At 65.0% G+C, this 25,046-nt stretch carries 10 protein-coding genes; 2 read left to right on the top strand and 8 right to left on the bottom strand.

Translation table 11 applies throughout. The features are described from left to right. Positions 1 to 52: 52 nt before the first annotated feature. The 6 genes from ACEW7X_RS10960 to hrpA form a co-directional block, all read right to left on the bottom strand. Positions 53 to 13,750 (bottom strand): filamentous haemagglutinin family protein, encoded by a 13,698-nt coding sequence (locus ACEW7X_RS10960; RefSeq protein ID WP_415358522.1) that lies wholly within the window; start codon positions 13,748 to 13,750, stop codon positions 53 to 55. A gap of 124 nt (positions 13,751 to 13,874) precedes the next feature. Next, the gene (locus ACEW7X_RS10965; protein ID WP_083969741.1) at positions 13,875 to 14,960 is read right to left on the bottom strand and encodes a FecR family protein; all 1,086 of its coding nucleotides are present in this window, start codon (positions 14,958 to 14,960) and stop codon (positions 13,875 to 13,877) included. A 25-nt stretch (positions 14,961 to 14,985) separates the two neighbouring features. Continuing rightward, positions 14,986 to 15,525, bottom strand: coding sequence for an RNA polymerase sigma factor (locus tag ACEW7X_RS10970; RefSeq protein ID WP_068374830.1), 540 nt, complete (start codon positions 15,523 to 15,525; stop codon positions 14,986 to 14,988). A 2-nt stretch (positions 15,526 to 15,527) separates the two neighbouring features. Beyond that, the gene (locus ACEW7X_RS10975) at positions 15,528 to 16,250 is read right to left on the bottom strand and encodes an STN domain-containing protein (RefSeq protein ID WP_165390079.1); all 723 of its coding nucleotides are present in this window, start codon (positions 16,248 to 16,250) and stop codon (positions 15,528 to 15,530) included. Between the two features lie 291 nt (positions 16,251 to 16,541). Further along, positions 16,542 to 17,234 (bottom strand): dienelactone hydrolase family protein, encoded by a 693-nt coding sequence (locus tag ACEW7X_RS10980; RefSeq protein WP_068374633.1) that lies wholly within the window; start codon positions 17,232 to 17,234, stop codon positions 16,542 to 16,544. 80 nt (positions 17,235 to 17,314) lie between these two features. Next, positions 17,315 to 21,145, bottom strand: a complete 3,831-nt coding sequence (gene hrpA, locus ACEW7X_RS10985; RefSeq protein WP_420177199.1) for an ATP-dependent RNA helicase HrpA — start codon at positions 21,143 to 21,145, stop codon at positions 17,315 to 17,317. Positions 21,146 to 21,438: 293 nt separating this feature from the next. Here hrpA and argA point away from each other — a divergent pair, with 293 nt between their 5' ends. Together argA and ACEW7X_RS10995 are read left to right on the top strand one after the other, a co-directional pair. Further along, on the top strand, positions 21,439 to 22,797 hold the full coding sequence (gene argA / locus ACEW7X_RS10990) for an amino-acid N-acetyltransferase (protein ID WP_068374627.1): 1,359 nt from the start codon (positions 21,439 to 21,441) through the stop codon (positions 22,795 to 22,797). Positions 22,798 to 23,102: 305 nt separating this feature from the next. Then, positions 23,103 to 23,375 carry an oxidative damage protection protein gene (locus tag ACEW7X_RS10995; RefSeq protein WP_068374624.1) on the top strand — a complete coding sequence of 91 codons (273 nt, stop codon included), beginning with the start codon at positions 23,103 to 23,105 and terminating at the stop codon, positions 23,373 to 23,375. 238 nt (positions 23,376 to 23,613) lie between these two features. Here ACEW7X_RS10995 and ACEW7X_RS11000 read toward each other — a convergent pair whose 3' ends face one another. Together ACEW7X_RS11000 and phoU are read right to left on the bottom strand one after the other, a co-directional pair. Then, entirely contained in the window at positions 23,614 to 23,976 is a 363-nt protein-coding gene (locus tag ACEW7X_RS11000; protein WP_130487833.1) for a 5-carboxymethyl-2-hydroxymuconate Delta-isomerase, read from the bottom strand. A gap of 202 nt (positions 23,977 to 24,178) precedes the next feature. Beyond that, positions 24,179 to 24,934 (bottom strand): phosphate signaling complex protein PhoU, encoded by a 756-nt coding sequence (phoU, locus tag ACEW7X_RS11005; protein ID WP_134838629.1) that lies wholly within the window; start codon positions 24,932 to 24,934, stop codon positions 24,179 to 24,181. Positions 24,935 to 25,046 lie beyond the last annotated feature (112 nt).

Genomic DNA, 25,046 nt, shown 5'->3' on the forward strand with positions numbered 1-25,046 from the left:
GCGCCTGCCAGGCCTGAACCGACGGCCCGGCAGGCGCATTCACTTTCCGGCATCAGCCGCCCAGTTCCTCGCGCTCGCTGGCACTCAAGTGCCCGCGCTGCACCGGCCCCTCGCCGCCCACGCCCAGCACCACAACGGAACTGTCGGGGCGGTGGCTGGCAGGCCGCGCCGCCGCCTGCGGGCCGGCTGGTCGCGCTTCCTGCCCGGCCGCCGCACCATCGCCGCCATCACCAAACCCGAGAATCTGGACGTTGACGACAGAAGGCTGGTTCTGCCGCGCCGCATTGCGGGCACGCTGCACACTGTCCTGGGCCGTGGAGGCCGCAGAACTGGCCGCCGAGCTGGCCGCCGTCAGCGCACCGATATTCACGCTGGCGATCACTGGCATGCCGGTCGACTCCCCCTGCACCTGGATGTTCTCGGCATTGACCACTCGCATTGCAGCCAGATTGACGTTGCCCGACACCCGGATGCCCGCTTCGCCCGCGTCGATGATGCCCTCCGGTGCAATCAGGTCGATGTCACCCGCCGGAATTTCAGGGATGGGATTGAGCGTGGCGATACCCGCCCCGGTGCTGGGCGTCGTGGGCGACAGCGACACATTGCCCAGCGCATCATAGGCACGCCGCGACGGCGTATACACCACGGTGGTTTTACTGCCCCGGCCAGCGTTGATATCGCCCTGCGCCGACCAGGCCAGAATGTTGCCGCCGAAAGTCGTGAAGATGCGGCTCTGGCCCATCAGGATGCTGCCCAGCGAAAAGATGTTGATATCCCCTTCGCCCTGGGTGATCACGCCCGAGCCCGGCCCTGGCGTGAACCCGCCGTCCACGCCCACCAAAGTACGCCCGCCAGGCGCCAGGATGCTGATATCACCGCCAAAATTGGTGTGCATGCCAGCATCTATCACATCATAGAAAGACACGCCTGCGGCGCCTGTTCCGCCAAGCGCCTGCCATTCCGCGCGAGTCACATAGGTCTTGCCCGGTGTCGGGCGGTTCTTGCCTATGCCGTTGCTTTGCGTCCAGTCGTCGAAATACAACGCACTGCTGAACAGGGTGAGGTCGCCTTCATAAACCCGTGGACGGCCTTCGCTGTCCTGGGCAGGCAGCAAGGTGGCGATCGCCTCGCGGCCGCGCAGGTAGCTGCCGAAGCGCTTGCTGCCGGGGTCGTTGTATTCGCGTCCCGACGCCTTGAGCTCGGCATAATAGACGTTGCGCAAATAGGCACGTTGCTGTTCGGGCGCCAACGTCGCAAAGAACTCGCGGGCATCCATCGCTGCCGGGTCGTAGACCTGCCCGGTACCGTTGGACACATGGCCCGCCGGCCCGCCGGCCGCGACCACGCTGTCAGGCCCGAAACGCCCGGACAGCCAGTTGACGAGATAGAGCTGGCTTTCCTGGCGATAGTCCCGCAACAATGAGCGTGTCGACGCCTGGCGTCCTGCCGCGTATTGCTCCTGATAGCTGCGATCCAGTTCTGCCTGCCTGGCTTCCAGGAACGCTTCGGCCTCGGCTGCGTCTCCCTGGAAGCCGTATTCACGCTGCAGCCACTGGGCCAGCGTCAGCTCCCCGCTGTAAACCACCAGCGCCTTGCCGGGCTGGTCGGCAAACGGCAGTTCAATATCGGCCTGATTGGCCGGGTCCAGGTAGCGGTCCGCGAAATCCGCCCATTGAGCCCCGGCACCCAGGCCTGCGGATACCGCAATGCTAGCGCCCCCGGTACGGCTGTTCGCTCCTTCCCGCAGAATATCGCCCAGGCTGGTGACTTCACCCTTGTCCGCAAATAGCAGGTTGCGGCCCGCGGCAATGTCCAGCAGGCCGGGGCCGGTAATGTAGAAACTGCTCTCGCGGATGTCCCGTCCCGCCTCGACGACGGAAATATCGGTGGCAAAGCTGTGCGAGATCAGATTGCCCTTGGTGTCCTTGACCGTATCTTTCTCACCCAGACGCGTGCCGGCATTGGTCAGATCCCGGCCGGCCCGGACCGCCACGGGAATCGAACCCTCGTAGCGGTAACCCAGCAAGCCTGCCGGATAGCCCAGGCCAACCATGGAACCGACGCGCAGCCCCACGATATCGCCCTCTACTGCGTAGTAGCGCGCAGGCGACAGGCCCGACACGGCATAGCCGGTCGTCGCGGTCGTGCCATTGGTAAACAGGGTGCCGGTATTGGAACGGCCTGAAAGCGCCTGCAGCCATTCCGTCCGATCCGCGATCAACGGACTGACCGTCGTAACGCGGATGGGCTGCGTGCCCCAGTCTCCGCCGCCGGTAAAGGCCAGGACGCCGACAAAGCCGGGACGGAAGGGACTGCTCAGGCTGGCGGGATCCGCGGCCGACGCCGTGACGGCATAGCCGCTGGCATAGATGGACTGGCGCGCCAACAGCTCCAGCTGATTGCGTCCGGTCGCATTGACGTACTGGTCGCCCACCGGGGAAGGTGCCACCGTCATGCCAAACTCTGTGCGCAACGGCGTAGTGCCGAAGTTGTTGGTCAGGCCAGTCGTGCCAGCACCGTAGTAAATGCTGCCGCTGGCAGCACTGGCACGCAGGATAGACGGATAGAAATTGGCCCCATCCATGGTGGACGATTGATTACGGCCTTTCACCGTGGCATGGATGTCCTCGTAGGACACGCCATCCGCCCAAGCAGTGGTCGGCGTCAGGTTGCCCCCAGCGCTGAACAGATCTACCGAAGTGCCCGGCGTCCAGAGCGAGAACCAGCTCCAGCCCTCGCCCGAATAACGCGTTCCCATATAGGAGAACGGCGAGCTGCTGTACAGGCGAGTGCGTCCCGGGTCAGCCACGCCGCCCAGCACCAGGTCGCCCCGCGTATCCAGGCGCGCCGCGGCATCGCCCAGCACGAGCATCGGTCCGCCACCGGCAAACACGCGGCCGGCGGTATAGGGATCGCCGCCACGGGTGTCCAGCGGGTCCAGCTTGCCGTAGCGCAGCTTGATGCCGCCCACATTGCCCGCCTCCAGACGTAGCGCCCCCCGCAGATTGACGAAAGTGCTATTGAGGTCGTGGTCGTTGCTGCGCAACTGTGGATTGGGATTGAGCGTTCCGCCAATGCGGATATCCAAGTCCCCGCCGCCGGTCTGCACCAGCGAACCATCAGCCTGCACCCGCCCCGTGCTGCCCACCGCCAGGTGTACGCCCTGGCTGCGCGGCGTCTGCCGCAATGCGGCCGCGCGCTGGCCTTCTCCATTGAGAACAACATCCCCACGGATCTGAATCATGCCCGCGTCGCCACCGGATTCCACCACCAGGTTGCCGCCGCCCAGCGTGCCCACGCCGGTGAAGCCAGTCAGGAACGGTGCGTTGCCGTACAGCCAACTGTTGTACTCGTCGCGCTGCAGGTCTACCGGCCCGGCAACATAGGTACCGAAATTGATCCACCAGGCCGTCGGCACGTCCATGCCACCCGATTCCAGGCTGCCCGAACCCTGACGCCACAGCCAGCTGCCGACATCCACGCTGGCAATCTGCTGTCGCGTACGCCCCAGCGGCACAATCGTATCTATCTGCTTATTGTTCTGCCCGGTCAGGTCGCCCATCAGGTTCCCCCCAACGCGCAACAGCACATTGCCGCCCTGGGCCGGATACCAGGCCGAATACAGGCTGTTGCTGCCGCCATCGACCAGGCTTTCGAAGTCCACACCCTCTTTTTGCCACAGCACCGTACCATCTTTCATGAGGCCGCGCGCCTGGTTGTAGGGGTCGTCCAAGCCTGCCGGCACGGACGCTGTCGCCGTACCGGCGGTATAGACCCCGAACGGCGAGCTCATGTCGAAGTCTCCGGCGGCGATCAAGTCCAGATCACCCGTTCCCGTGCGCAGCACGCTGAACAACTGCTGGCGGACCGGCTCGGCCTGTGCCGTGTATTCCGGTTCCTCTCCCTTGGCATGCAGGAACACGACTTCGCCCAGGCCCCAGGCATTCAATTCCTCGATGGAATCGACGAAATAGCCCCAGCTGGCCAGCATGTCCACAGTTTCCTGAGGAATGATTGCGCCAGACTCGCCCGCCACGCCAAAATAGATTTCGATCAGCTCGGCGGAGATCTCGTCGGACCAGCGATAGACGTTCGCCGTACCTGTGCCCGGTACTGGCAAGCGCTCGAGCACCAGGCCAAAATGCGGATCGGCCAGCATCAACTTGCCGCCGGACTGTGCGTGAGTCAGGCGGCTGTCTGCGGCGGCCAGGTCTGCCCCGGCCACCAGACGCAGGTCCCAGGACTGTGAACCCGCCGCCAGCATGGGCGCCAGCGCCCAGGTACGTCCTTGCGTGCCGTCGGCGTCCTGCGGACGCAGATTGACCAACTTCGCGCCATCGGGCAGAACCACCACCGTCTGCGATGGCACGACCGCCCCTTTGGCCAGGGTTAGCGACTGTGCCAGTTTGACCGCGACAGGCAAAGGCACGCCGCCGGGCCAGATGCCAGCCTGGATTTTTGTCGGAGCAGACAGTCTGAACCCCGCGCCGAGCTGCGTTCCTGCGGGCAGCGTGACATCCTGGGCCAGCACCGTGCCAGCGGCATACAGCACCTGCCCGGACGCATCGCTCACGGCAGCGCCCAGCACGGAACCTGCTGCCAGGCCCAGGGATTGGTCCAATACCATGGCCGTGGGCAAGGCCAGCCCGGCCGGCAGGGTCAACGCCGGCATGGGCAGATCGTAGTTCAGGGTACGGCCAGGCAGGAACTGGGTGCCGGGCGCCAGCGTGACCAGGCCGCCATGCGGAATCACGACATCGCCGCCGAACGGCAGCTGCCCGGCAGGCAGCACCCAGCCCTGATCATCCGCCGTCACGCCTACACGTGCCACGTCGAACCCATCGGTCATGCTGCCGTGGATTTCCAGGTTGCCGGCAGCCCGCAGCACCAGGGCGCCGGCTTCGCCGGAACCGCGCACCGGCGTTTGCTGGCTATGCGGATTGACGCTGGCATAGCGATATCGCGACATGTCGATATCGCCATCCACATGCAGGTCGCCGTCCGGTGTGGCGCTGACGATTTCCACGCCCGGCCGCAGGTGGAATTGCTCCTGGTAGGCACGCAGGCCCGCCAATTTTCGGTCCATCAGCACACCATTGGCCAACGCATTGGCCATGAACTTGAGACTGTCAGCGTGCTTGGCATCCAGGTAGGCCTGGTCTATCACCTGGTAGTCGCGCCCGGAAACCGTCGTATCGGTGCCCTCGCGGGCATCGTCATAACGCTGGAAGGCATTGACGACGACAGTACGTGCGCCGCCGATGTGAACGGCGCCGCCGGCGTCGATATCCACATCGTTGCCGGTCGCCCCGCCCAGCCGCGGCGCATTCAACGTCACCGTGCCATAGGCCTGCGGTGCGCCCGCGACAGCCAATTCCATGCGGGCGCCATCGCCGATGAACAACCGGCCCGAGCCAGAACCGATCTCTATCACCGCCCGGTTGGGCGCCTCGATGACCTGGCCATAGCTGTCCTTGCGCAGCACGCTGGCGCGCGCATCCAGCACGGCAGAACCTGCCAGCGTCACGCCCTGCCCGGCGAAGAGCCGGATGCTGCCGGCCTGCTCGCCGCTGGCATCAATCGTGCCATTGACGCCAAGACTGCCGCGATCCACCGAAACACTGATTTCCCGTGCCTTGAGTTCGTCGCCAATCACCAGATTGCCGCTGGCCAGCTGAAAACTGCGGCCGCCAAACACGCCGCCTTCGCTCAGGCGCTGATTCAGGCCGGCGAAATCGACAATCTGCTGGGCCCGGATATCGGCAAAGCCCGATGCGAACGGCAGCGCAGTGCCGCCGGCGTCATAATTGCCGCTGGCCTGGCCACGGATAGCACCCAGCAATTCGATATGGCCGGCCTGCGCCCCCAGCGCCACGGCGTTCAGCCTGCCCGCGCGGTTGTATTGCGCATCCAGCAGGATGGTAGAGCCGACCGCCTGGCGGATACTGCCTTCCCGGCTGTTCAGGATGACATCTCCCCCCCAGCTGTATTTTTCCTGGTCGTAGAACACCAGCCTGCGACCGGCCAGATCCAGCTGCGCTCTTTCATCCAGCAAGACATCCCCGGCTGCAGCCAGCGTCAGTTTGCCGCTGGGCAACAGCACTGCCGTATCCAGCCGCAGGCTGCCGCCTGCGTCCAGCATCAGTTCCGCGCCCAGGGCCGCCGCCAGGGTGGCGGTATCTGGCTGCGTTGCGGCCTGGCCGGCAAACGCCTGTGCCAGAATGCTTCCACCGGCCGTGATGCGGTTGACAGAACCCGCCTGGCCCGTCAATTGCGGCGTATGAATCAGCAAGTCGCCGCCATGATAGGTGTAGGATTTGGCAGCGCCGTCCCAGGCCCCCTGGGAGGCGTATACCGATAACGACCCCATGTGATTGGCCGTCACGCGTTCACGAGCGTTCAGCTCCACCGTACCAAAGCCCAGGGTGCGCCGGTCATGCTGGCTCACGGTATCAGGCTGGCTACGTGGCCCGTAGCCGAACTCGATCACATCGGCATCCACGACCAGACGGCCTGTCCCGGTCCCGGCGCCGCCGGTAACAATGGCTCCCGGCGCCTGAGTCGCCCCATTCCAGGTCAGTACGGCTGTTTCGATTCGGGCGACATCGGCGGCGTCGCCCGCGCCGTGGATGGCCGGGGTGGTCAGCACCAAACGCTCCAGCGATGACTTCCCGGTTTCTGGATTCAGCGTCGACAACACGACCGAACCATAGAAATTGACCGCATCACGGGCCGTCAGCACCAGATTTTCCAATGCGGGCGCGCCGCGCGATGTATCTCCGCGCAGCAGGCCGTCCAGCACCTGCTGATTCAATGTCAGCCCCGGAGGCAACACGCCCTGCGCAGCCGCCTTTGCCAAAGTCGCGGCATCTCCGGCATTGATGGCTCCCACTGCCAGGATCAGGTTGCGCGCGCCGTACCGGACGGTATCTTCCAGGCTGAAGGCATTGTCCGTCGCTGCCGTGATCGTGCCTTCGGCAAACAGCTGGGTTTCCTTGCCGCAGGCCTGGGGCACCCCGCATGTCCCCAGGCGGATGCTGCCCGCACCGAAACCGTCGCCGCTGGCCGCTTCCGGTGCCTTGATTTCCAGCCAGCCATTGGACACGGCCAGCACGGAAACAGCGGACGGCGCCAGCACATAGCCGCTCATCGAATCCCAGCCTGCCGTCCCCTGCCCCAGCGTATTGATGCCCGCGCCTTCCTCCACCGTAATGCCGCTGTCGACCCGGCCCGTCACCAGGAAAACCTGGGCTGCCTGCAACAACGCCCCATCACGCAGCACAATGGAACGCGCCGCCGTGTAGGCATTGCCGAATCTCACCGTGGAAGCGTTCTGCGTGCTCCGGGTATCCAGCGAGGCAAATTCCGATATCAGGTCACCCCCGATCACGACCGTCGCCGCGCCGATGGAATTGAGCGTGTCGGCATGCAGGGAAACGCCTTTGAAGCCTGCGGTGGGCGCTGCGCCCTTGCCCAGGATTTCCAGCGCCACGCCACTGGCCGAAACGATCAGCTCGCTGCCGTACCCGCCTTCTGCCGCCAGGGCCCTGACTGTGCCCGGCGCGAACTGCACGCCGCTCTGCGCGCCGGGCTTGCCCACGCCCGGCATCAAGGTCAGGCGGCCGGCATCACGTTCCAGCGTAGGCCTGGGCGCGCCATCCCGCGCCGCCCAGTCCAGGCCAAAACGCGCGTAGCTCATCTCGTTGTATTGGGAATAGGTACGCAGGCGATCCGCGGGGGTCAGGATCAGCTGGGTGGTCAGGACATCCAGCACGCCGGTGTCGGCCAGGCCCAGCCGCGCTTGCGTGGCATAGGAACCGTTGCGCATGCCGAGCTGCGCACCGAAGGGGCGCTGGCTGCCTGCCAGCCCATTGAGTTCCACGCGGAACGCGCCGGGCAGCAGCGCATAATTGGAAGGCAACAGAGTGTAGGTGCCAGCAGGCAGGCCCGGTATGCCAGCAGCAATCGTCACCTGTTGGCCCAGCACCGGGTCGCCCGCGCCCTTTTCCGCGCCGACCGGCGCATAACCCTGCTGTGTGCCGGGCACAATGGCGTACACAGGATTGGTCGACAGCCCCGGCACGACAAAACCGCTGCCATCGACGGCAACCTGCAGCAGCGGGTTCAGACGGGCATCGGTGGAGCCGCCACGCCCCGACAGGAACGCGCTGCCCGTCAGTTCACCGCCACCGGACAGATCCAACAGCGCGCCAGGCTGCACCTGGATATCGTCGCTGCGCAGCACCAGGCCGCGGAAGGTGCCCGAGCCGCCGCCCAACCCTCGGTAAAGCACATCGGCACCGCCATAGGTATAGGTCAGCCCATCCACCGTCCCACCGTAGGGCATGATCAGGCCGGCGGCACTGACCGAGGTTAGGCTGCCGGGCAACAGCGCCAGGTGGCTGGGCTGGTTGCTGGATTCGAAATCATGCCCCAGGATGAGGTTGCCCAGGGGTGCGCGCAGCACGCCGCCCTGTTCAATATTGGCCGACATCAGCGTCAGCGAGCCAAAGACCGAGTAGGGCATGACGGGTGTGTCGGTACCGACACGCTCAATCCGCAACACCGCATGGGGATCATAGTCCGCCATGTAGTTGCCCCATTCATCGAAACGCCCCAGGCGGCCAGCGCGAATTTCCGCCCGCGCATGGGTCGCCGGGTAGATCTGGCGGGCAGCCAGCAATAGATTGCCGGTCGTTTCCAGCAGGGTGCGGTCCCGCACAGTGGCACCGAGCAGGCGGATATCCCCCTGGCTGCGCAGTTCAAGGTCGGCAAAACCCAGGCGCTCGTAGGCGACCGAACCGCTGCTGGTCCTGACGGTTCCCTTCGTACCGAACGCCTGGCGCTCCAGGATATCCAGCAGGCTGGCGCGCACCACCAGCGTCGTCCCATCCAGCACGTCCGGCAACCGGCCTTCCTGAGGCAGCGGCATGATGTAGTGATCCATCTGGCGGCGCGTGGCGCCGGCCAGCCGTACGTAGGGCGCGGACAAATCGACACGCGCGCCGGCACCGGCGTCAGGGGGCAGACTGATGCTGCCGCTGGTCAGCCGCAGGCTCTGCGCCAGCGAGAGGTTCACGCCAGGTTCCAGCAGCAGCACGCCATTGACCAACAGCGACAGATTGCCAAAGCCCCCTGCCATGACCTTATCGCTGCCGATGCGGCCATGGCCGTAGTTCAATCCGGCATCCGGACGGCCTGGCAGCAAAGTCTCGGACAACACCGGCGCCCCCTGCTCCCTGGCCAGCAATAGTTCCCGGACGGCCAGCACGGCATTGCTCGGATTGGAGGAAACGGCATAGTTGGGTGACTCCAACGCCAGCGCCAGCGTACCGCCAGCGGCACCAGGCGCGCCGGCATGGGCCCGCAGGTCGCCATCCAGGAACAGGCCATTGAAGCTGCTCAGGAAAATCAGGCCGCCCGCCGAGCCAACCGGCGTATTGGCGGCGCCCGGCAGATCCAGCACCGCCATGCTGCCTGAGGCGTCCAATCTCGCGCCGGGACGCACGACGATAAATGCATCCACCGCCTCGGCTTCAGTCGCATCGGCGGCATACTTGCCGCCGATGCTGATGCGCCCGCCTGCCATTACCTTGCCGTAGCGCAGGCCGTCGCGATCAACCGCCCAGTATGCCTGACCGGCAACGTCCAGCACGGCGCCGTTGCCGATCCAGATGGACTGCGCATGGCCCTGCGGCGTCGGCCCGACCATCGGATAACCGAAATTCAGAATGTCGATGCTGCCGCCAGACGCGCGTATCACGCCGTCTATGGTCACTTGCCCATTGCCTTGCAGCGTCACGGCACGCCCGGCGTCCACGCTGACGCTCGCGCCCTCTCCTATCGCCAGAGACTCCCCGGAATCCAGGCCGAAGCCCGCGCGCAGCAACAGGTCCGCACCCAGCCGTTGCGTCAGTCTGCCCTCCTTCGGGTTCTGCTGAAACGCTTCGGGCAGCCATGCCTGCAGCACGCTGCCTGGCTCGGTTCCCCCCGGCTGTTCGCGCGCGGCGGTCACATCCACGCGCCATACCGGCATTTCCACCGCAATACGGCTGTTGGCGGCAACGGCAAGGCCCTGGTTGCCGCCGATCTCATACTGTGAAAAACCCTGGCGGAACAGGCTGTCATCCACATGCAATGGCACGATGACAGCCACGTCCTGCGACAGTATTGTTCCTGCCGGCAAGCGGCTGCCGGCCGCAAAATGGACCGCCTGCGGCGCCGCCTCGCCAGCCTTGAGGACACCAGTGACCGGCACGATCGCCAGCCCTTGCGGAAAAACTGTCTGCGGCAGGACGTAGCCTTCGGGAAAACTGCCCGTTATGTTGTCGATCACCGTCCCAGCCGGCAGTGTGACCGGCGGAGCCCAGGCATAGACCTGATAGTTTCGCCCCGAAGTCGTACGCACGCTGTAGCTCTGCGCGCTGTCCGTCGGCACCGGCAACGTCCATTCCGCCGCCAGCGTGATCTTGCTGGCGGGGTCGCTCCAGGTGACATTCGGCTGCCCGCCAATCGCCTCGCCCGGTTGCGCATGGGTACGCTGGTAGTGAAAGTCCAGCGGCAGGATAGCGCCCTGCTCCACCACGAAACCCTCCTGCGTGACCAGGTCGACCAGCGAATCCTCGCCAGCATGCAACATGCCATCGCTGCCGGCCACGGAACCGCCGATGACAACAGCCCCACCGGATTGCAGCACCAGCCTGCCGCCTCCCTTGCCTCCCAGGCTGCGCAGCTCGCCGGCCAGGTGCAGGGCGGCCTGTGCACCGTTGCCCTGCAAGCCTTGCGCCAGTGCGTCGGCACGCAGGGCGATATCGCCGCCACGGCCGTCCAGCACACCGCCATCGACCCGCATCACCGCGCCGGAAGAAGCATCCAGCAACGCCCCCTGGCCTATCGTCACCTGGCCGCTGCTGACAATCTGGATACTGCCGCCATTGACGTAGGGCAGGCCAGCCGTTTCCTGGCGGTCCAGCCACTGATTGGTCCAGACGCCGCGCACATCCAGCGTGACACCTTCGGCCACGCTCGCCGAAGCACCAGCCGCCATGGCTCCGTTGCTTTCATCTATCGCCCGCGATTCCCAGCGCGTGCCATTTATCTGCTTCCTGACCACATTGCCCAAAAGGATGCTGCCGCTACGGGCCGTCAGATCCGCGCCGACCTGCACCTGGGTGGCATGCAGGGCGATGGTGCCGCCGGTATCTACCTGCACCGCCTCATCCACGTGGATCTCTTCGCGCGCATAGATCCGCAACTCGCCCAGCGCCAAACCGTTGAGCCAGGCCGCGTCCAGCGCAATATCTGCAGCGGCGCTGCCATCGCTTGCGCCGGCGATGCTCACCTTGCCTGTCACTGCCTGGGGTGAATACAGCAAGTTGCGGGTTTCATTGTCATAGACCGGCACATAGCTGCCTATGATCAGCTGGCCGTTGCGCGCCCTGGCGGTCTGGGCCTGCTGATAGCCATCCAGCGCCGCCTCGCGCGCCTTCGTCTGGTTTTCCGCCTGGAAGGTCTTGCTTTCGATATCGCCTTCCAGCGTGGCGCGCGTCGTCGCGACCACCATCTGCCCGGCATCGCGCCCAACCGTATATCCTTCTTCCCAGCGTCGTCCGGGCGCCATCAGGTCATGGTAACGCCGCGTCACGCCCCAACGCTCGTGCTCGACTTCGTAGCCCCGGTAAATACCGGTATAGAGCATATCGGCAGGCGCCCTGGCGGCCTGGTAGATGCGGCCATCAGCGCCGCGCAGAAAGGTCTGGTACACCTGGCCCGCCTGGACATCCAGCGTGCCGCCCGACAGGTTCACCACCGAGCCGGCTCGCGTAATCAGCTCTGCGCCGCCGAAGCGCACCGTCCCGCCCTGCGCCGACCATTCTCCAATCCCGTGGCCGCTGATGCCCAGATAGCCGCCAACTTCCAGCAAGCCGCCGGCGGTGTACCAGCGGTCAGTTTCATAACCGTTGGTGCCGGCAGGCACCAGGACCAAATCCCGGCGATCCAGCCAGATCGTGCTGTTGTTCAGGCTCTTGTCGTCCCTGTTACCCGGTGAGTCGCGCTGCTCATTGCCCTGCACGTTGATTTCGACGTTGTTCGCCTCCATCGCGACCCGCACCCCGACATGACCCGCCACATCCAGCTGGGCGCCTTCATGCAACTCACTGCGGCCCGTCGCCTGAACCAGAATCTGGCCGCCCGTCGCCAGCGTCAGGGATTCACCCAGAAAATCGACATCGCCAGCGCTGGCGATCTGAATGAGTGACTGGTCGCGACGATGGTATTCTCCGTCACCCGCAGACGTGGAATCCTTGATCTGGGCTTCGCGCTGCACGTCCAGCGCCGTCGTCGCGCTCTCATCGAGCACGATCGCCGTCACACTGTCACGTGCCAGCGTCACCTTGCCGGCCTGCTCGCCCGCCAGTGCGGCGTCGCTGCGCAAATGGATCGTGCCACGCGTATGCACCGACGATGTGGCCAGCAGCACGCCCTCCTGTGACACCTGCTGGCCAACCAGTGTGATATCGCCTGTCCTGGCCTCGATCAAGCCGGTGTTCGTCACCTGGAAAACGGTCCCGGCTTCGGTAGACGCGCTGCGGCGCGCCTCCACCTGGTTGCCGCGCGTCGTCGACGCCTGGTTCTCATCGGTCCCCAGGCCCTTGCGGATCACGAAAGCGTCTCCGGCAGCCAGCAAGGCCTGGCCACCAGGCGTGCTGATGTGGCCGGCATTCGCGACCTCGCGCCCGAGCAGCAACACATAGCCGCCCCCTTGCGTCACCGTACCGGACGCATGCGTGGCAATGCTCGCGCCGGCCTCGACCAAGACACCAGCCGTCGCGGCACCATGGCTGACCGCCCCGCCAGACAGCAACAGGTCATTGCCAAAGGACGGCATGTGGCCGCTGCCCAGCGGGTCGCTGAAGATGCCCTTGTCGAACTGGTCGTCGCTCAGGCCCACGGCACTGGCCACCAGATTGCGCACATTGACCTGGCTGCCCCCGGCAAACACGATGCCATTACGGTTCACCACCATCACCGTGCCGCCGCCCTTGATGCTGCCCTGGATTTGCGACGGGCGCGCCTGGGGATCATTGACCCGGTTGAGTACTGCCCAATCTGCCTGCTGCTCGAAGGCAACCGTGGTATTGCGGCCGACGTTGAACGTGTCCCAATTCAGAATGGCGCGGCTTTCAGTCTGCTTGATATCGACCTGAACCTTGCCATCGGCCACCGTTTCACGGGCGCGCTCGGCACCGCGCCAGGCCAGCATATTGCCTTGCGCATCGCGATCCCACAGTCCGCCCTGCGCAAGCCCTTCGGGCACCGGCGCACCGGGCTTGCCTGCCTGGGCCTGGGCGCGCGCCTGTGCCTGGGCAGCCTGGCGCACGGCGATAGCGTTGGCGGTCCGGTTCAGGTTGGCAATGGAACGTGACAACGCTTCATTGGCCCGCTGCTGCTCACGCTGCGCGCTGGGCGGCACCACACCGGCGGCAGGGCGAGCCTGGTGCGCCTGGGCCCGTGCGCCACCAGACGCCAGCCAGGCGGCGCCAGCAGAACCAGCAGCCTGCACCGGCTGCTGCCATGCTCCCGCCAGCAATAACGCCGCCAGGGCGGCCGCCGCCGGCGTCAACCGCATGGCGGGAGGCGTCAGGCGCCCGGCCGGCTGCCCCGGCGGACAGCCACGGGATGAAATGTCTGCCATGCGTCGCGTACCGGATTTGCCTGACCGGCATTGCCAGGAATGAAGGGAGTTCATGCAGCGGGCTTCCTTGAAGACTGTTTGCGCAGGCAACCGGACCACGAATCCGTGCCATCTGCTATCTAGAGTCATCGAGCCAGACAAAGCCTCATAAATTTTTTGTCCTGCCCTGGAAATACCGCTATCCCAGCAGGACGATGCCCCCTGGCAGGCGCGTCACGCGGCCACCCGCCATATCGCTGATCTGGTTAAGCGCCTCGTCCAGCCTGGCCACTGAAAACCGGGCCTGCACCCGCATGCGGCCAAGATCGCTGTCACGCAGCAGGATGCGGCCCTGGCGGTAGCGATTCAGTTCGGCCACGACATCCGCCAGCGACGCATCGTCGAATTGCAGGATGCCCTGGCGCCAGGCCGATACCTGGCTGGCATCCAGCGACGTCACGGCAGCAAGGCCGCGCCCGTCGTAATGCAGTTGCTGCCCGGCGGACAGCAGCAGCTGGCGTTGCGGGTGCAGCAGCTCGGCTTGTCCTTCCAGGCAACTGACCGCCGTACGGCCATCCAGATGGCGCAGGTTCAGGCGCGCATGCTGCACGCGCAACACCCCTGCCCCGGCCTGGATAGACCGTGGCGCTTGCAGGGCCGGCAGGTCTGCGAAAAACTCCGCCTCGCCCGCCACCAGTTCCACGCGCCGCTGGGCGCCTTCGGCGGCGCCCAGATTGATCAGAGTCCGGGTATTCATCGCTACGTCCATCCCCTCGCCCAGCGTCAGTTCGCGCTGCTCGCCCGCGCCGGTACGGAAATCAGCAGTGAACTCTCCCAGCGCCGGCCATAGGCCCAGGGGCGGACGCACCACCAGCCAGGCACCGCCGGCCCCCAACGCACCAGCAAGCAAAGCGCGGCGAGCTGGCTGCCAACCCGTTCTGGCAGGCGACCAGCGGCGCCCGCGCCAGGCGGGCACCGACGCGTCGCGAGCCACCCGCGCTGCCGCCAGCCTGCCGGTTTTCAGCACTTGGCCAAGCGCCTGTGCCGCCGCTTCATGGGCCGGACTTTGGGCGCGCCACAAGGCAAACGCCCGCGCATCTTCCACCGTGGCGCGCCCCGAACGCAGGCGCAGCAACCACTGGGTAGCCTGTTCCTGCAGCGCAGCAGCCGCGTGACTGGCATCGGCGCCCGGCGCTGCCGCTCCAGATGCATCAGTGGCAACCGGCGTGGACGCAGCAGCGGGCTCGGATGCTATGGGAGATGAAGGAAGATCGGGGTCGGCCATGCCTGAAATCCAAACGATAGGGCCGTCACAGGCCGCGTCCGCCCTGGCGGCGCTGCGTCGCGGAACGCTCGGTGGCCTGCTGGCACAGACGCAACGCGTGGCTCAGCTCTTTTTCCACCAGACTGAGGGAAACACCGAAGTGATCGGCGATTTCCCGGTTGAGCATACCATCCAGGCGCGCCGCCATGAATATTGCCCGGCAGCGCGGACTCAACTGGCGCAAGACCTTCTCCAGCACTTCGATCTCGCTGCGTGCCGCCGTAATCCGCGCCGGGTCGGCCAACTCGTCGGGAACCTGGAACATGGCCTCGACGTCCTGTTCGCTCAGCAGTGCACCGGCATGGCGATGATCGCGCGCCGCAGCATTGACGGCGATGCGCAACAGATAGGCCTCGGGATTCTTGACGACCGTGGCACCATCAACGCTATGCAGGCGCAGCCACGTTTCCTGCAAGGCATCCTGCGCGCCATCACTGGAACCCACGATGCGCTCGAGCTTGCGGCGCAACTGCACATAACGCGACACCAGCAACGATTGCAGGCGTGCTCCCACTGCTTCGCCCATGCTCATCCTCCCGGCTGCGCACAGGCGTTGCGTACGCCAGGCTGGTCGGGCCGCACCAGCAAGGTAATGGGTTGGGGCAGATCTGGCGGCGGCGGGTCCAGGCGCAGCCGGCCAACGCTCGCAAGAATGGCAGCATCGCGCGCGGCGCTGCCGCTGCCGCCGGCATGACGCAGGCCGTCGACAGCGCCAGACGACGCAACATGAAATCGCAAGGCCATGCGGTAGGTGCCGGGCCGGGTGGCCGGACGCTCGCATAGCGCACCGATAACGCGCCGCTGTATCTGTGCGACATAGCCCGCATGCAGACGATTGCCGACGCCATCGACTTCATCGACGGCCTGCCCTGCGCCCGACGCCGGCGCATGCTGCGCACGCAGGTCCGGCGCCTGCACAGTGACCGCGTCACCACCCGGAAAACGGGCCTGCAGGCCGGTGCCCGTCAACAGCAACTCAATGGCCTGCTGCGCGGTATGATCGCCATGCACCGGCGTGGACATGCGGCCGCGCAGCAGCCCGCTGGGCGCCAGTACCGATAGCTGTGTCGCGTCCCCATAAGCCTGGAGGGCTTCGGCCAGCGGCTGCGCGGGGATATCGAAATGGATATTCACGGAAAGCATGGAGACAGGTGGACGGACCCCGGGTGCTGCATTCGCCGCCGCGACCACAAGACCTGCCAGGCTCGCCGCCACCAGGAAGCGCTGCGCAGCCTGGCCGGAACGGAACAAGAAATTGCCTAGCTTGAAATGACCTGGCATATGCACGCATGCACGATGGAACGAGCTCCCGGACCTTGCGGAACAGGGACATCGTTCCCGGCAGAGATGGACATATGCTAAGCGCCGTAGATGACGGCTCTGTGACGCGTCTTTGCCGCCTCCTGGTCTCGCAACGCTGGCGCGACGGACGGACACAGCCGGCCCAGCCCCGGCCGGGACATCAGGCGCGGAGCAAGCAAGGCAGGTAAAGACGGAGGAAAGCTGGCGCCAGCCAGAACGGCCGGCGCCTCAAGGGCGGGATCAGCCCAGGTGGCGGGCGAAGAAATCCAGCGTGCGCTGTTTGGCCAGGCGCGCCGCGTCGGCATCGAAAGCGCCACGGTGATCGCAATTGAAGCCATGATCGGCAGCGTAGACATGAACCGCGACGTCACGTCCGCTTTGCTGCTGACGGAATGCTTCGACGCCATCCAGCGGGATATGCGTATCGCGTTCACCGAAATGGGCCAGCACCGGCACCTTGGGTGTCCGCCCCACCTCGGCAGGGGTCGTCACGCCACCGCCATAATAGGCCACTGCCGCAGCCAGTCCATCAGCCTGTTCGGCCGCGCGCCAGGCAATCAGGCCGCCATAGCAGAAACCCACGATGCCAACCTTGCCGCCTGCTGCCTGGCCGGCGTAACTGATCACCGCCTGTATGTCGCCAGCAGACGCCTGTGCCTGGCCTTCAAGCGCCGCCTTCAGGGCCACGCCGCGCTTCATGTCCTCGGGCGCATAGCCCATGTCCACACCGGCCTCCAGGCGCTCGAAAATAGCGGGCGCCAGCGCCAGGTAACCTTCCTGGGCATAGCCATCGGCCACCGCCTGGATATGGGCATTGACGCCAAAAATTTCCTGGATGACCACGATGGCGCCGCGCGGCGTGCCTGCCGGCCTTGCCTCATAGACGGGCAGGCGAAAACCGTCACGCGATTCGATCTGAATGAACTGGCCCATTTTCTCTCCTTTGCATCGAGCCCCGGAAGGGATCAGGTTCTTGGTGCGATAACGGCGGGAACAGCCCCGCCAGCGCGGCGTCAACGCCGCAACGATTCCCAGGCTTTCTGCAGGCGCTTGACCGAAACCGGCATGGGCGTACGCAGTTCCTGCGCGAACAAGGCCACGCGCAACTCTTCGAGCAGCCAGCGAAACTCGTCCAGGCGCGCATCAGGCGCGCCCTTGCGAGCCGCCCTCTCGCGCTGCCAGAGGGTGTTGAGCGTAGCGAATTCCGCCAGCAGTTTGGCATCCCGCGCCGGGTCCGCCCGCAACTTGTCGATACGTGCCACTGCCGCCTTCAGATAGCGCGGAAAATGCTTGAGCTGCGCATAGGGTGTATCACGAATGAACCAGCGATGCACCAAAGCCTGCTGCTGTTGCTGCAAATCGGCGTAGGCCTGGGCATGCGCCTTGGCTTGCGGCAATTTACGCTGCAGCGCCGTCCATTCCGTCAGGACTTCATTGACCAGGCGTGCCACTTCCTGCGCCAGCAGGCCCAGCCGGCCCTTGCCTTCGGTCACGCGGTTTGCGAACTCATCGGCATTCACGGGCCAGGGTTCGGCCAGGCAAGCCTGCGACAAGGCGCAATCCAGCAACTGGTCACGCAGTTCCTCCACCGTGCCCAGCGGCAGGTAAAGCATGCCCATTTTGTTGAGGTCGCGCAGATTCTTTTCCTGGAACTTGACCTGCTCCTTCAGCGCCACGCGGAACAGCCGCAACAGGCCTTGCCGGTGACGTCGGCGCGCTTCCTGCGGATCGTCGAAGACATCCAGGTCGCAAGTCTGGCCGTTGTCCACCAGCGCCGGATAACCAATGACAGCCTGGCCCTTGCGGCGGATTTCCATGACTTCGGGCAGCTCGCCGAAACTCCAGCTGCTGATATCCTCGTGCGCCAGCGCTTCGGAAACTCCGGCATCGCGTGCCGCCACCTGTTGGAACTGATTCTGCGCCTGGCGCCCGTGTTCGGCGCGTATCGCATCCAGATTGCGTCCGGCTGCCAGCATGCGGCCATGTTCATCCACCAGGCGAAAGTTCATGAACAAATGCGGCGGCAAGGTTTCCAGCTTGAAATCGCCGGGCGCCGGACGTACCTTCACCTGTTCCCACATGTCCGCCGCCAACGCCTCCAGCAGCCCCATGCCAGGGTTCTCCAGACGCTCGAACCAGCGTTCATAGAAGTCGGCAGCGTACTGGGGCAATGGCACGCAATGGCGCCGCATCTTCTGCGGCAACGATTTCAGCAGCAAATGCACCTTTTCCTTGAGCATGCCCGGCACCAGCCATTCGCAGCGCTGCGCATCCAGCTGGTTCAACGCGAACAACGGAACCGAAAGCGTCACGCCATCCTTGGGGGAACCCGGTTCGAAGTGATACGACAGCGCCATGGAAACGCCGGCCCACTCCACCTGCTTGGGGAAAACATCGGTCGTCACGCCCGCCGCTTCGTGGCGCATCAGGTCTTCACGCCGCAGCAGCAGGGCCTGCGCCTGCTCGCGCGACAGCCCTGCATACCATTTTTCCAACGCCGCCGTCTGGCTGATGCCTTCAGGCAGCAAACGGTCATAGAAAGCAGCAATCAGTGTGTCATCCACCAGGATGTCCGGACGGCGCGACTGGTGTTCCAGCTTTTCGATCTGAGCGATCAGCTTGCGGTTGCGCGCCACGAAATCGGCCTTGGTGTCGATCTCGCCCGGCACCAGAGCCTGCTGGATGAACAGCTCGCGCGCATGCGCGGCATTGACCCGGCCATACTGCACGCGCCTGCCGGTATAGATAGGCAAGCCATACAGCGTGGCGCGTTCGTTGGCGACCACCTGGCCGGTTTTCTTTTCCCAGCGCGGGTCGGACCAGCTGCGGCGCAGCAAATGGCTGCCTACCGATTCCACCCAGGTCGGCTCGATGCGGGCCACGCAACGCGCATACAGGCGCGTGGTTTCAACCAGCTCGCCCGCCAGTACCCAGCGCCCGCCCTTCTTCGCCATGCGCGAACCTGGATGGACCAGGAAGCGAATCTCGCGCGCGCCCTGGTACTGCCCGCCCTCTTCGCCGCGCAGGCCTATATTGCCCAGCAGGCCGGCCAGCAGGGCGCGGTGCAATTGTTCGTAGGTGGCCTCGGCGCTATTGATGCGCCATTCGTGTTCCTGCACCAGCGCCAGCAATTGGCTATGCACATCTCGCCACTCGCGCATGCGCAGCGGCGAAAGAAAATGCTGGCGCAAGACGCCCGCCTGCTTGCGCTGAGACAGGCCGCTGGCGGCCTGCTCGCCATACCAGCGCCACAATTTCAGGTAAGACACGAATTCGGATTTTTCGTCCTGGAAACGCGCCTGCGCGGCTTCAGCCGCCTCGCGCTCGGCCAATGGCCGGTCACGCGGGTCCTGTACCGACAACGCGGACGCAATTATCAGCATTTCCGCCAGGCATTGTTCATGGCGCGCCGCCAGGATCATGCGCCCGACGCGCGGGTCCAGTGGCAATTTGGCCAGATCGCGCCCGGTACGCGTCAGCGCATTGGCATCATCCAGTGCGCCCAGCTCCTGCAGCAACTGATAGCCATCCGCCACGGCGCGCCCGGTGGGCGGCTCGACGAAGGGAAAGGTTTCGATGTCATCCAGCCCCAGCGCCTTCATGCGCAGGATCACTGCCGCCAGTGAGGAACGCAGGATTTCAGGGTCGGTGAACGGCGCGCGCGAATTGAAATCGCCTTCGTCGTACAGGCGTATGCAAACGCCCGGACCCACACGGCCGCAACGGCCGGCGCGCTGGTTGGCGGACGCCTGGCTGATGGGCTCGATGCGCAGCTGCTCGACCTTGTTGCGCCAGGAATAGCGTTTGACCCGCGCCAGGCCGCTATCGACCACATAGCGTATCCCCGGCACCGTCAGAGACGTTTCCGCGACGTTGGTCGCCAGAACGATACGCCGTGCATTGCCACGCGGCCGGAAGATACTTTCCTGTTCTGCCTGGGACAAGCGCGCAAACAGCGGCAGGATTTCCGTCCCTGCGCGCACGTAGCGGCCCAGCGCATCGGCGGCTTCGCGGATCTCGCGCTCGCCCGGCAGGAAAACCAGAACGTCGCCCGGCCCATGGCGCGAGCACTCATCCACAGCGTCAACGATCGCGTCGACCAGGTCGCGCTCTTCGTCACGCTCGCGGCCACGGCCGGCGCCGGCCTGGCGCGTCGCGGTTTCTGCATCCTGCTCCTCACGCACCGGGCGATAGCGAATCTCTACCGGATACAGCCGCCCGGATACCGCGATGACAGGCGCGGGCTTGCCGTCCGCGCCAGCAAAGTGAGTCGCGAAACGCTCGGCGTCTATGGTCGCGGAGGTGATGATCAGCTTCAGGTCGGGACGGCGCGGCAGAATCTGCCGCAAGTAGCCCAGCAGGAAGTCGATATTCAGACTGCGCTCATGCGCCTCGTCGATGATGATGGTGTCGTAGCGGCGCAACAGTGGGTCGCGCTGCGATTCCGCCAGCAAAATCCCGTCCGTCATCAACTTGATCGCGGCCCCCGGCCCGGCCTTTTCATTGAAGCGGATCTGGTAGCCCACCAGCTCGCCCAGCGGGGTATTCAACTCTTCCGCGATGCGCTTGGCGACAGAGGTCGCCGCCAGGCGTCGCGGCTGCGTATGACCGATCATCTTCCGGCCCGCGGCGCGGCCGATTTCCAAACAGATCTTGGGCAGCTGCGTGGTTTTTCCGGAACCGGTTTCACCGCTGACGATCACCACCTGGTGCGCCTGGATGGCGCGGGCGATTTCATCGCGGCGGGCGCTGACTGGCAGGTCTTCCGGATAGGTAATGGCGGGAAGCACGCGTTCGGGCGTGACGACGGCGCGGCGGTTGGCCGGCGCGGATGACTCAGACATGGAACTCCTGTGGAACTGGCAAGGATGCCGCAGGATTCGCCCCCCTGCCCGCGCTCAGGCGCGGTGGTGGCATTTTTGCAGCATCCAAACGGCACGCTGGCCGCTGGCAGATATTATAATTTTCCTGTCCAGGCTGCATCCGCTGCCTGGCCGTACGTCGCCGGCCCCGAGCCGGCCTTGTTTTAACTGGCGCCGCCTGGCACTGCCACCGCGCCAGCAATGGTCAGGTATCCCTGCTCCATGCCGTTTCCTTCCCACCCTCCGTCTGACTTTTTTCCGAACACTAGCCTGACATGCCCGACGACCCCGTGCCTGAAATCCTGTCCGCCCAGGAAGCCCCCGAATTCGCGCCCGCACAATTCGTGCGATGGTTCCGCGACGTTGCTCCCTATGTGCACGCATTCCGAGGCAAGACCTTCGTCGTCACCTTCGGTGGCGAGCTGGTACAGGAGGGCGCGCTCAATGCGCTGGTTCAGGACTTGTCGCTGCTTTCGGCGCTGGGCATTCGCATGGTGCTGCTGCATGGCTCACGGCCGCAGGTCAACGAGCAACTGCGGCTGAAGGGCTATGCCAACCGTTTCGGCCTGGGCCTGCAACCCATGGACGCCGCCGAACTGGAATGCGCCAAAGAGGCCGCCGGCGAAATCCGCCTGGATATCGAAGCTGCATTCAGCCAGGGCTTGCCCAATACCCCGATGTCCGGATCGCACATCCGCGTCATCTCGGGCAACTTCGTCACGGCCAGACCGGCCGGCATCATTGACGGCGTGGATTACGGCCACACCGGCAAGGTGCGCAAGATCGACGTCGACGCACTGCGTTTCGCCATCAGCCACGACTCCATCGTCCTGATCTCGCCGCTGGGCTTTTCGCCAACGGGCGAAGCCTTCAACCTGGCCGTCGAGGAAGTCGCCACCAGCGTCGCCGTGGCGCTGCGTGCGGAAAAGCTCATATTCCTGACCGAGAACACCACGGTTCACAATCCGGACGGCAGCGTGGATACCGAACTGGCCCGTGCCGACGCCGACAGCCTGCTGACCTCCTCGGAACTGGATGAAGTCACCGCCTACCTGCTGCGCTATGCCTCGCTGGCGGTCAAGCGCGGCGTCGCCCGCGCCCACCTCGTCCCCTTCACGCTGGACGGCAGCGTGCTGCTGGAGATCTTCACCCACGATGGCGTGGGCACCATGGTGGTGGAAGACACGCTGGACGACCTGCGGCCCGCGACGCTGGACGATGTCGGCGCACTGCTGCAACTGATCGAACCGCTGGAAGCCGACGGCACGCTGGTGCCGCGCGGTCGGAGCACGGTCGAACGCGACGTCGACAACTTCACGGTGCTGGAGCACGATGGCGTCATCTACGGCTGTGCCGCGCTGCACGCCTTCCCCAAGGAGCAGATGGCAGAAATGGCCTGCCTGATCGTCCATCCGGAATGGCAGGGCGAAGGTGGCGGCGACAAACTCCTGCGCCACATCGAAACCCAGGCCCGCCAGCGCGGCTCCAAGCGCCTGTTTGTGCTGACCACCCGCACCTCGCACTGGTTCATCAAGCGCGGCTTCGTGCAGGGCGGCATCACCGACCTGCCACGCGAACGCCAGGCCAGCTACAACCGTTCGCGCAACAGCATGGTCTTCATCAAGCGTCTGTAGGCGGTATCAGGCAGGCGGCAAGCCTTGAACCGGCCGTGGGCCTCGGGCAAAGCCACTGCCTGCCACGCCGGTTCCGCCGGCATGCCCCATATACCCTGGCAACAAGAACGGCTATGCCTGCCGTGCGCGCCAGACGCCTTTAAAATCGGCATCATGCAGGCTGGGCCGCCGGCGCATCGAGATCGTGCGCTCACGCAGCCCTGCCTTCCCTTTTCACCCCGGGCGCCTGGCGCCCGGCCCGCCGCGCCCCTGCCAGGCTGAAGCAGCCGGCCAGCGCGGCGTACGCCATTTCCAGAGGTGCATCCATGACCCGTATCGTCCAATGTGTCAAATTGAAGAAAGAAGCCGAAGGCCTGGAACGTCCGCCCTACCCCGGCGCGCTGGGCCAGCGCATCTGGGAAAGCATTTCCAGGGAAGCCTGGGAAGAATGGCTCAGCATCCAGACGCGCCTGGTCAATGAGAATCGCCTGAATCTGGCGGACGCCCGCGCCCGCAAATACCTGACGCAACAGATGGAACGCCATCTGTTCGAAGACAGCCAGGTCGAAGCCCACGGCTTCGTGCCGCCCTCGGCCTGACTCCAGGCGCCCGGCTACGGCCGGGCTGCTGTCTGCTGTCTGCTGTCTGCTGTCTGCTGTCTGCTGGCAATTTGACCTGGCCGGGGTTCCTCTTACCACGGGCCTGCAGGCTTAGCCGCTACCCGCTACCGCCAGAACCCGCCTTTCAGCCAGAGCGGCTTCCTGTAGCCAGCATCCCCTGTCAAAACATCCCCTCCGGGCGCCTTTCTGGGCAGCCCACCACCGAGTCTGCCCAGAATCAGGCCAGCCACTTGAGGTAGCTGCCGCGCTCCATGTCCTGCACCTCGATCGTAACGGAACAATTCTGCAACGGCAGGGCCTGCAATCGAGCCAATACCGCCTGCGCCAATTCCTGCTTCTGCACGGCAGTGCGCCCAGCCAGCAGGCGCAGCGTGACATGGATGAAATGCGTGGCATCGGTGGTATTCGCACTACCCACGATATCTGCACCTACGCAATAGGCATCGCAGGCATACGCACGCACCTTGATATCGCTGCCATCCGGCTCGAACAACGCCGAGTCCAGCGCCCCGGCAAATACCTGTCTGACAAGGTGCTGGCCATCCAGTGCTGGCGCGTGTTCAATAATGCAATGCGGCATGCTTGCTCCTTCAATTCCGCTTCCATGGCTCCGTTTCCATGGCGGCCCACAGGATAACCCAAGCGCAACCGCCCCCCGCCGAACGCAACACTGCCCGATTGCCGGGCTTCTGGACGAAGCATGGCAACCGGGCAGCGCGGCCTGCATGGCCTCTTGGCCTATCGCCCCCCTGCCACTCGACGGCGGCAGGGAAGGCCCGGCATCAGGACTGCGAATTGTTGCTGTCGCTGGCCTGTTTCTCGTGAATGCTGATGGGTTCTTCGCCCGCCGCCGTGCGCTCGGCATTCTTGACACCGGTATGGCGCACATCGGCGCCATGCACCATGTAGATCACACGCTCTGCCATGTTTTTGGCATGATCGCCGATGCGTTCCAGCGCACGCGCGACAAAAATCATGTCGATGGCGCGCGAGATGGTACGCGGGTCCTCGATCATGTAGGTGATCAGATGGCGCAGGGCCGCCTTCCACTCACGGTCGACTTCCTTGTCGCTGCGCACCACGGCGGCAGCCTGGACCGCATCCTGGCGGGCAAAGGCGTCCAGCGTCTGGCGCAGCATGGTGATCACGCTATTGGCCATGTGGCGCAGTTCGATCACCGGCATGCGATGCTGCTCGGCGTCATGGATGCGGCGCGCCAGCGAGGCGATCTTGTCGGCCTCGTCGCCCGAGCGTTCCATATCGGTCAGCATCTTGGAAACGGCCAGCAAGGTGCGCAGGTCAATGGCGGTCGGCTGGTGCAGGGCCAGCGTCAGGCCGATGCGCTCGTCGATCTCGACCTCGCGGCGGTTCACTTCCTTTTCGCGTTCGCGCACTTTCTCGAACAGCACCGGGTCGTTGCCGGCCAGCGCATCCACCGCTTCGCCGATCATCGCCTCGACGACGCCCCCCATCTGCAGGAATTGGGAACGGATGGTTTCCAGATCCGTCGCAAACTGCCTGTTGGTATGCTCACTCATCCTGTGATCCCTGCCTATTCAAAACGATCCATGTGAAGAACGCCAGCCGTCGGGAAGCGCCCGCGCGATCGCGAAGCGGACAGTGGCCGTATGTCAGAAAGTGATCTTATGA

The organism is Kerstersia gyiorum (genome assembly GCF_048595715.1).
Taxonomy (GTDB): Bacteria; Pseudomonadota; Gammaproteobacteria; order Burkholderiales; family Burkholderiaceae_B; genus Kerstersia; species Kerstersia gyiorum.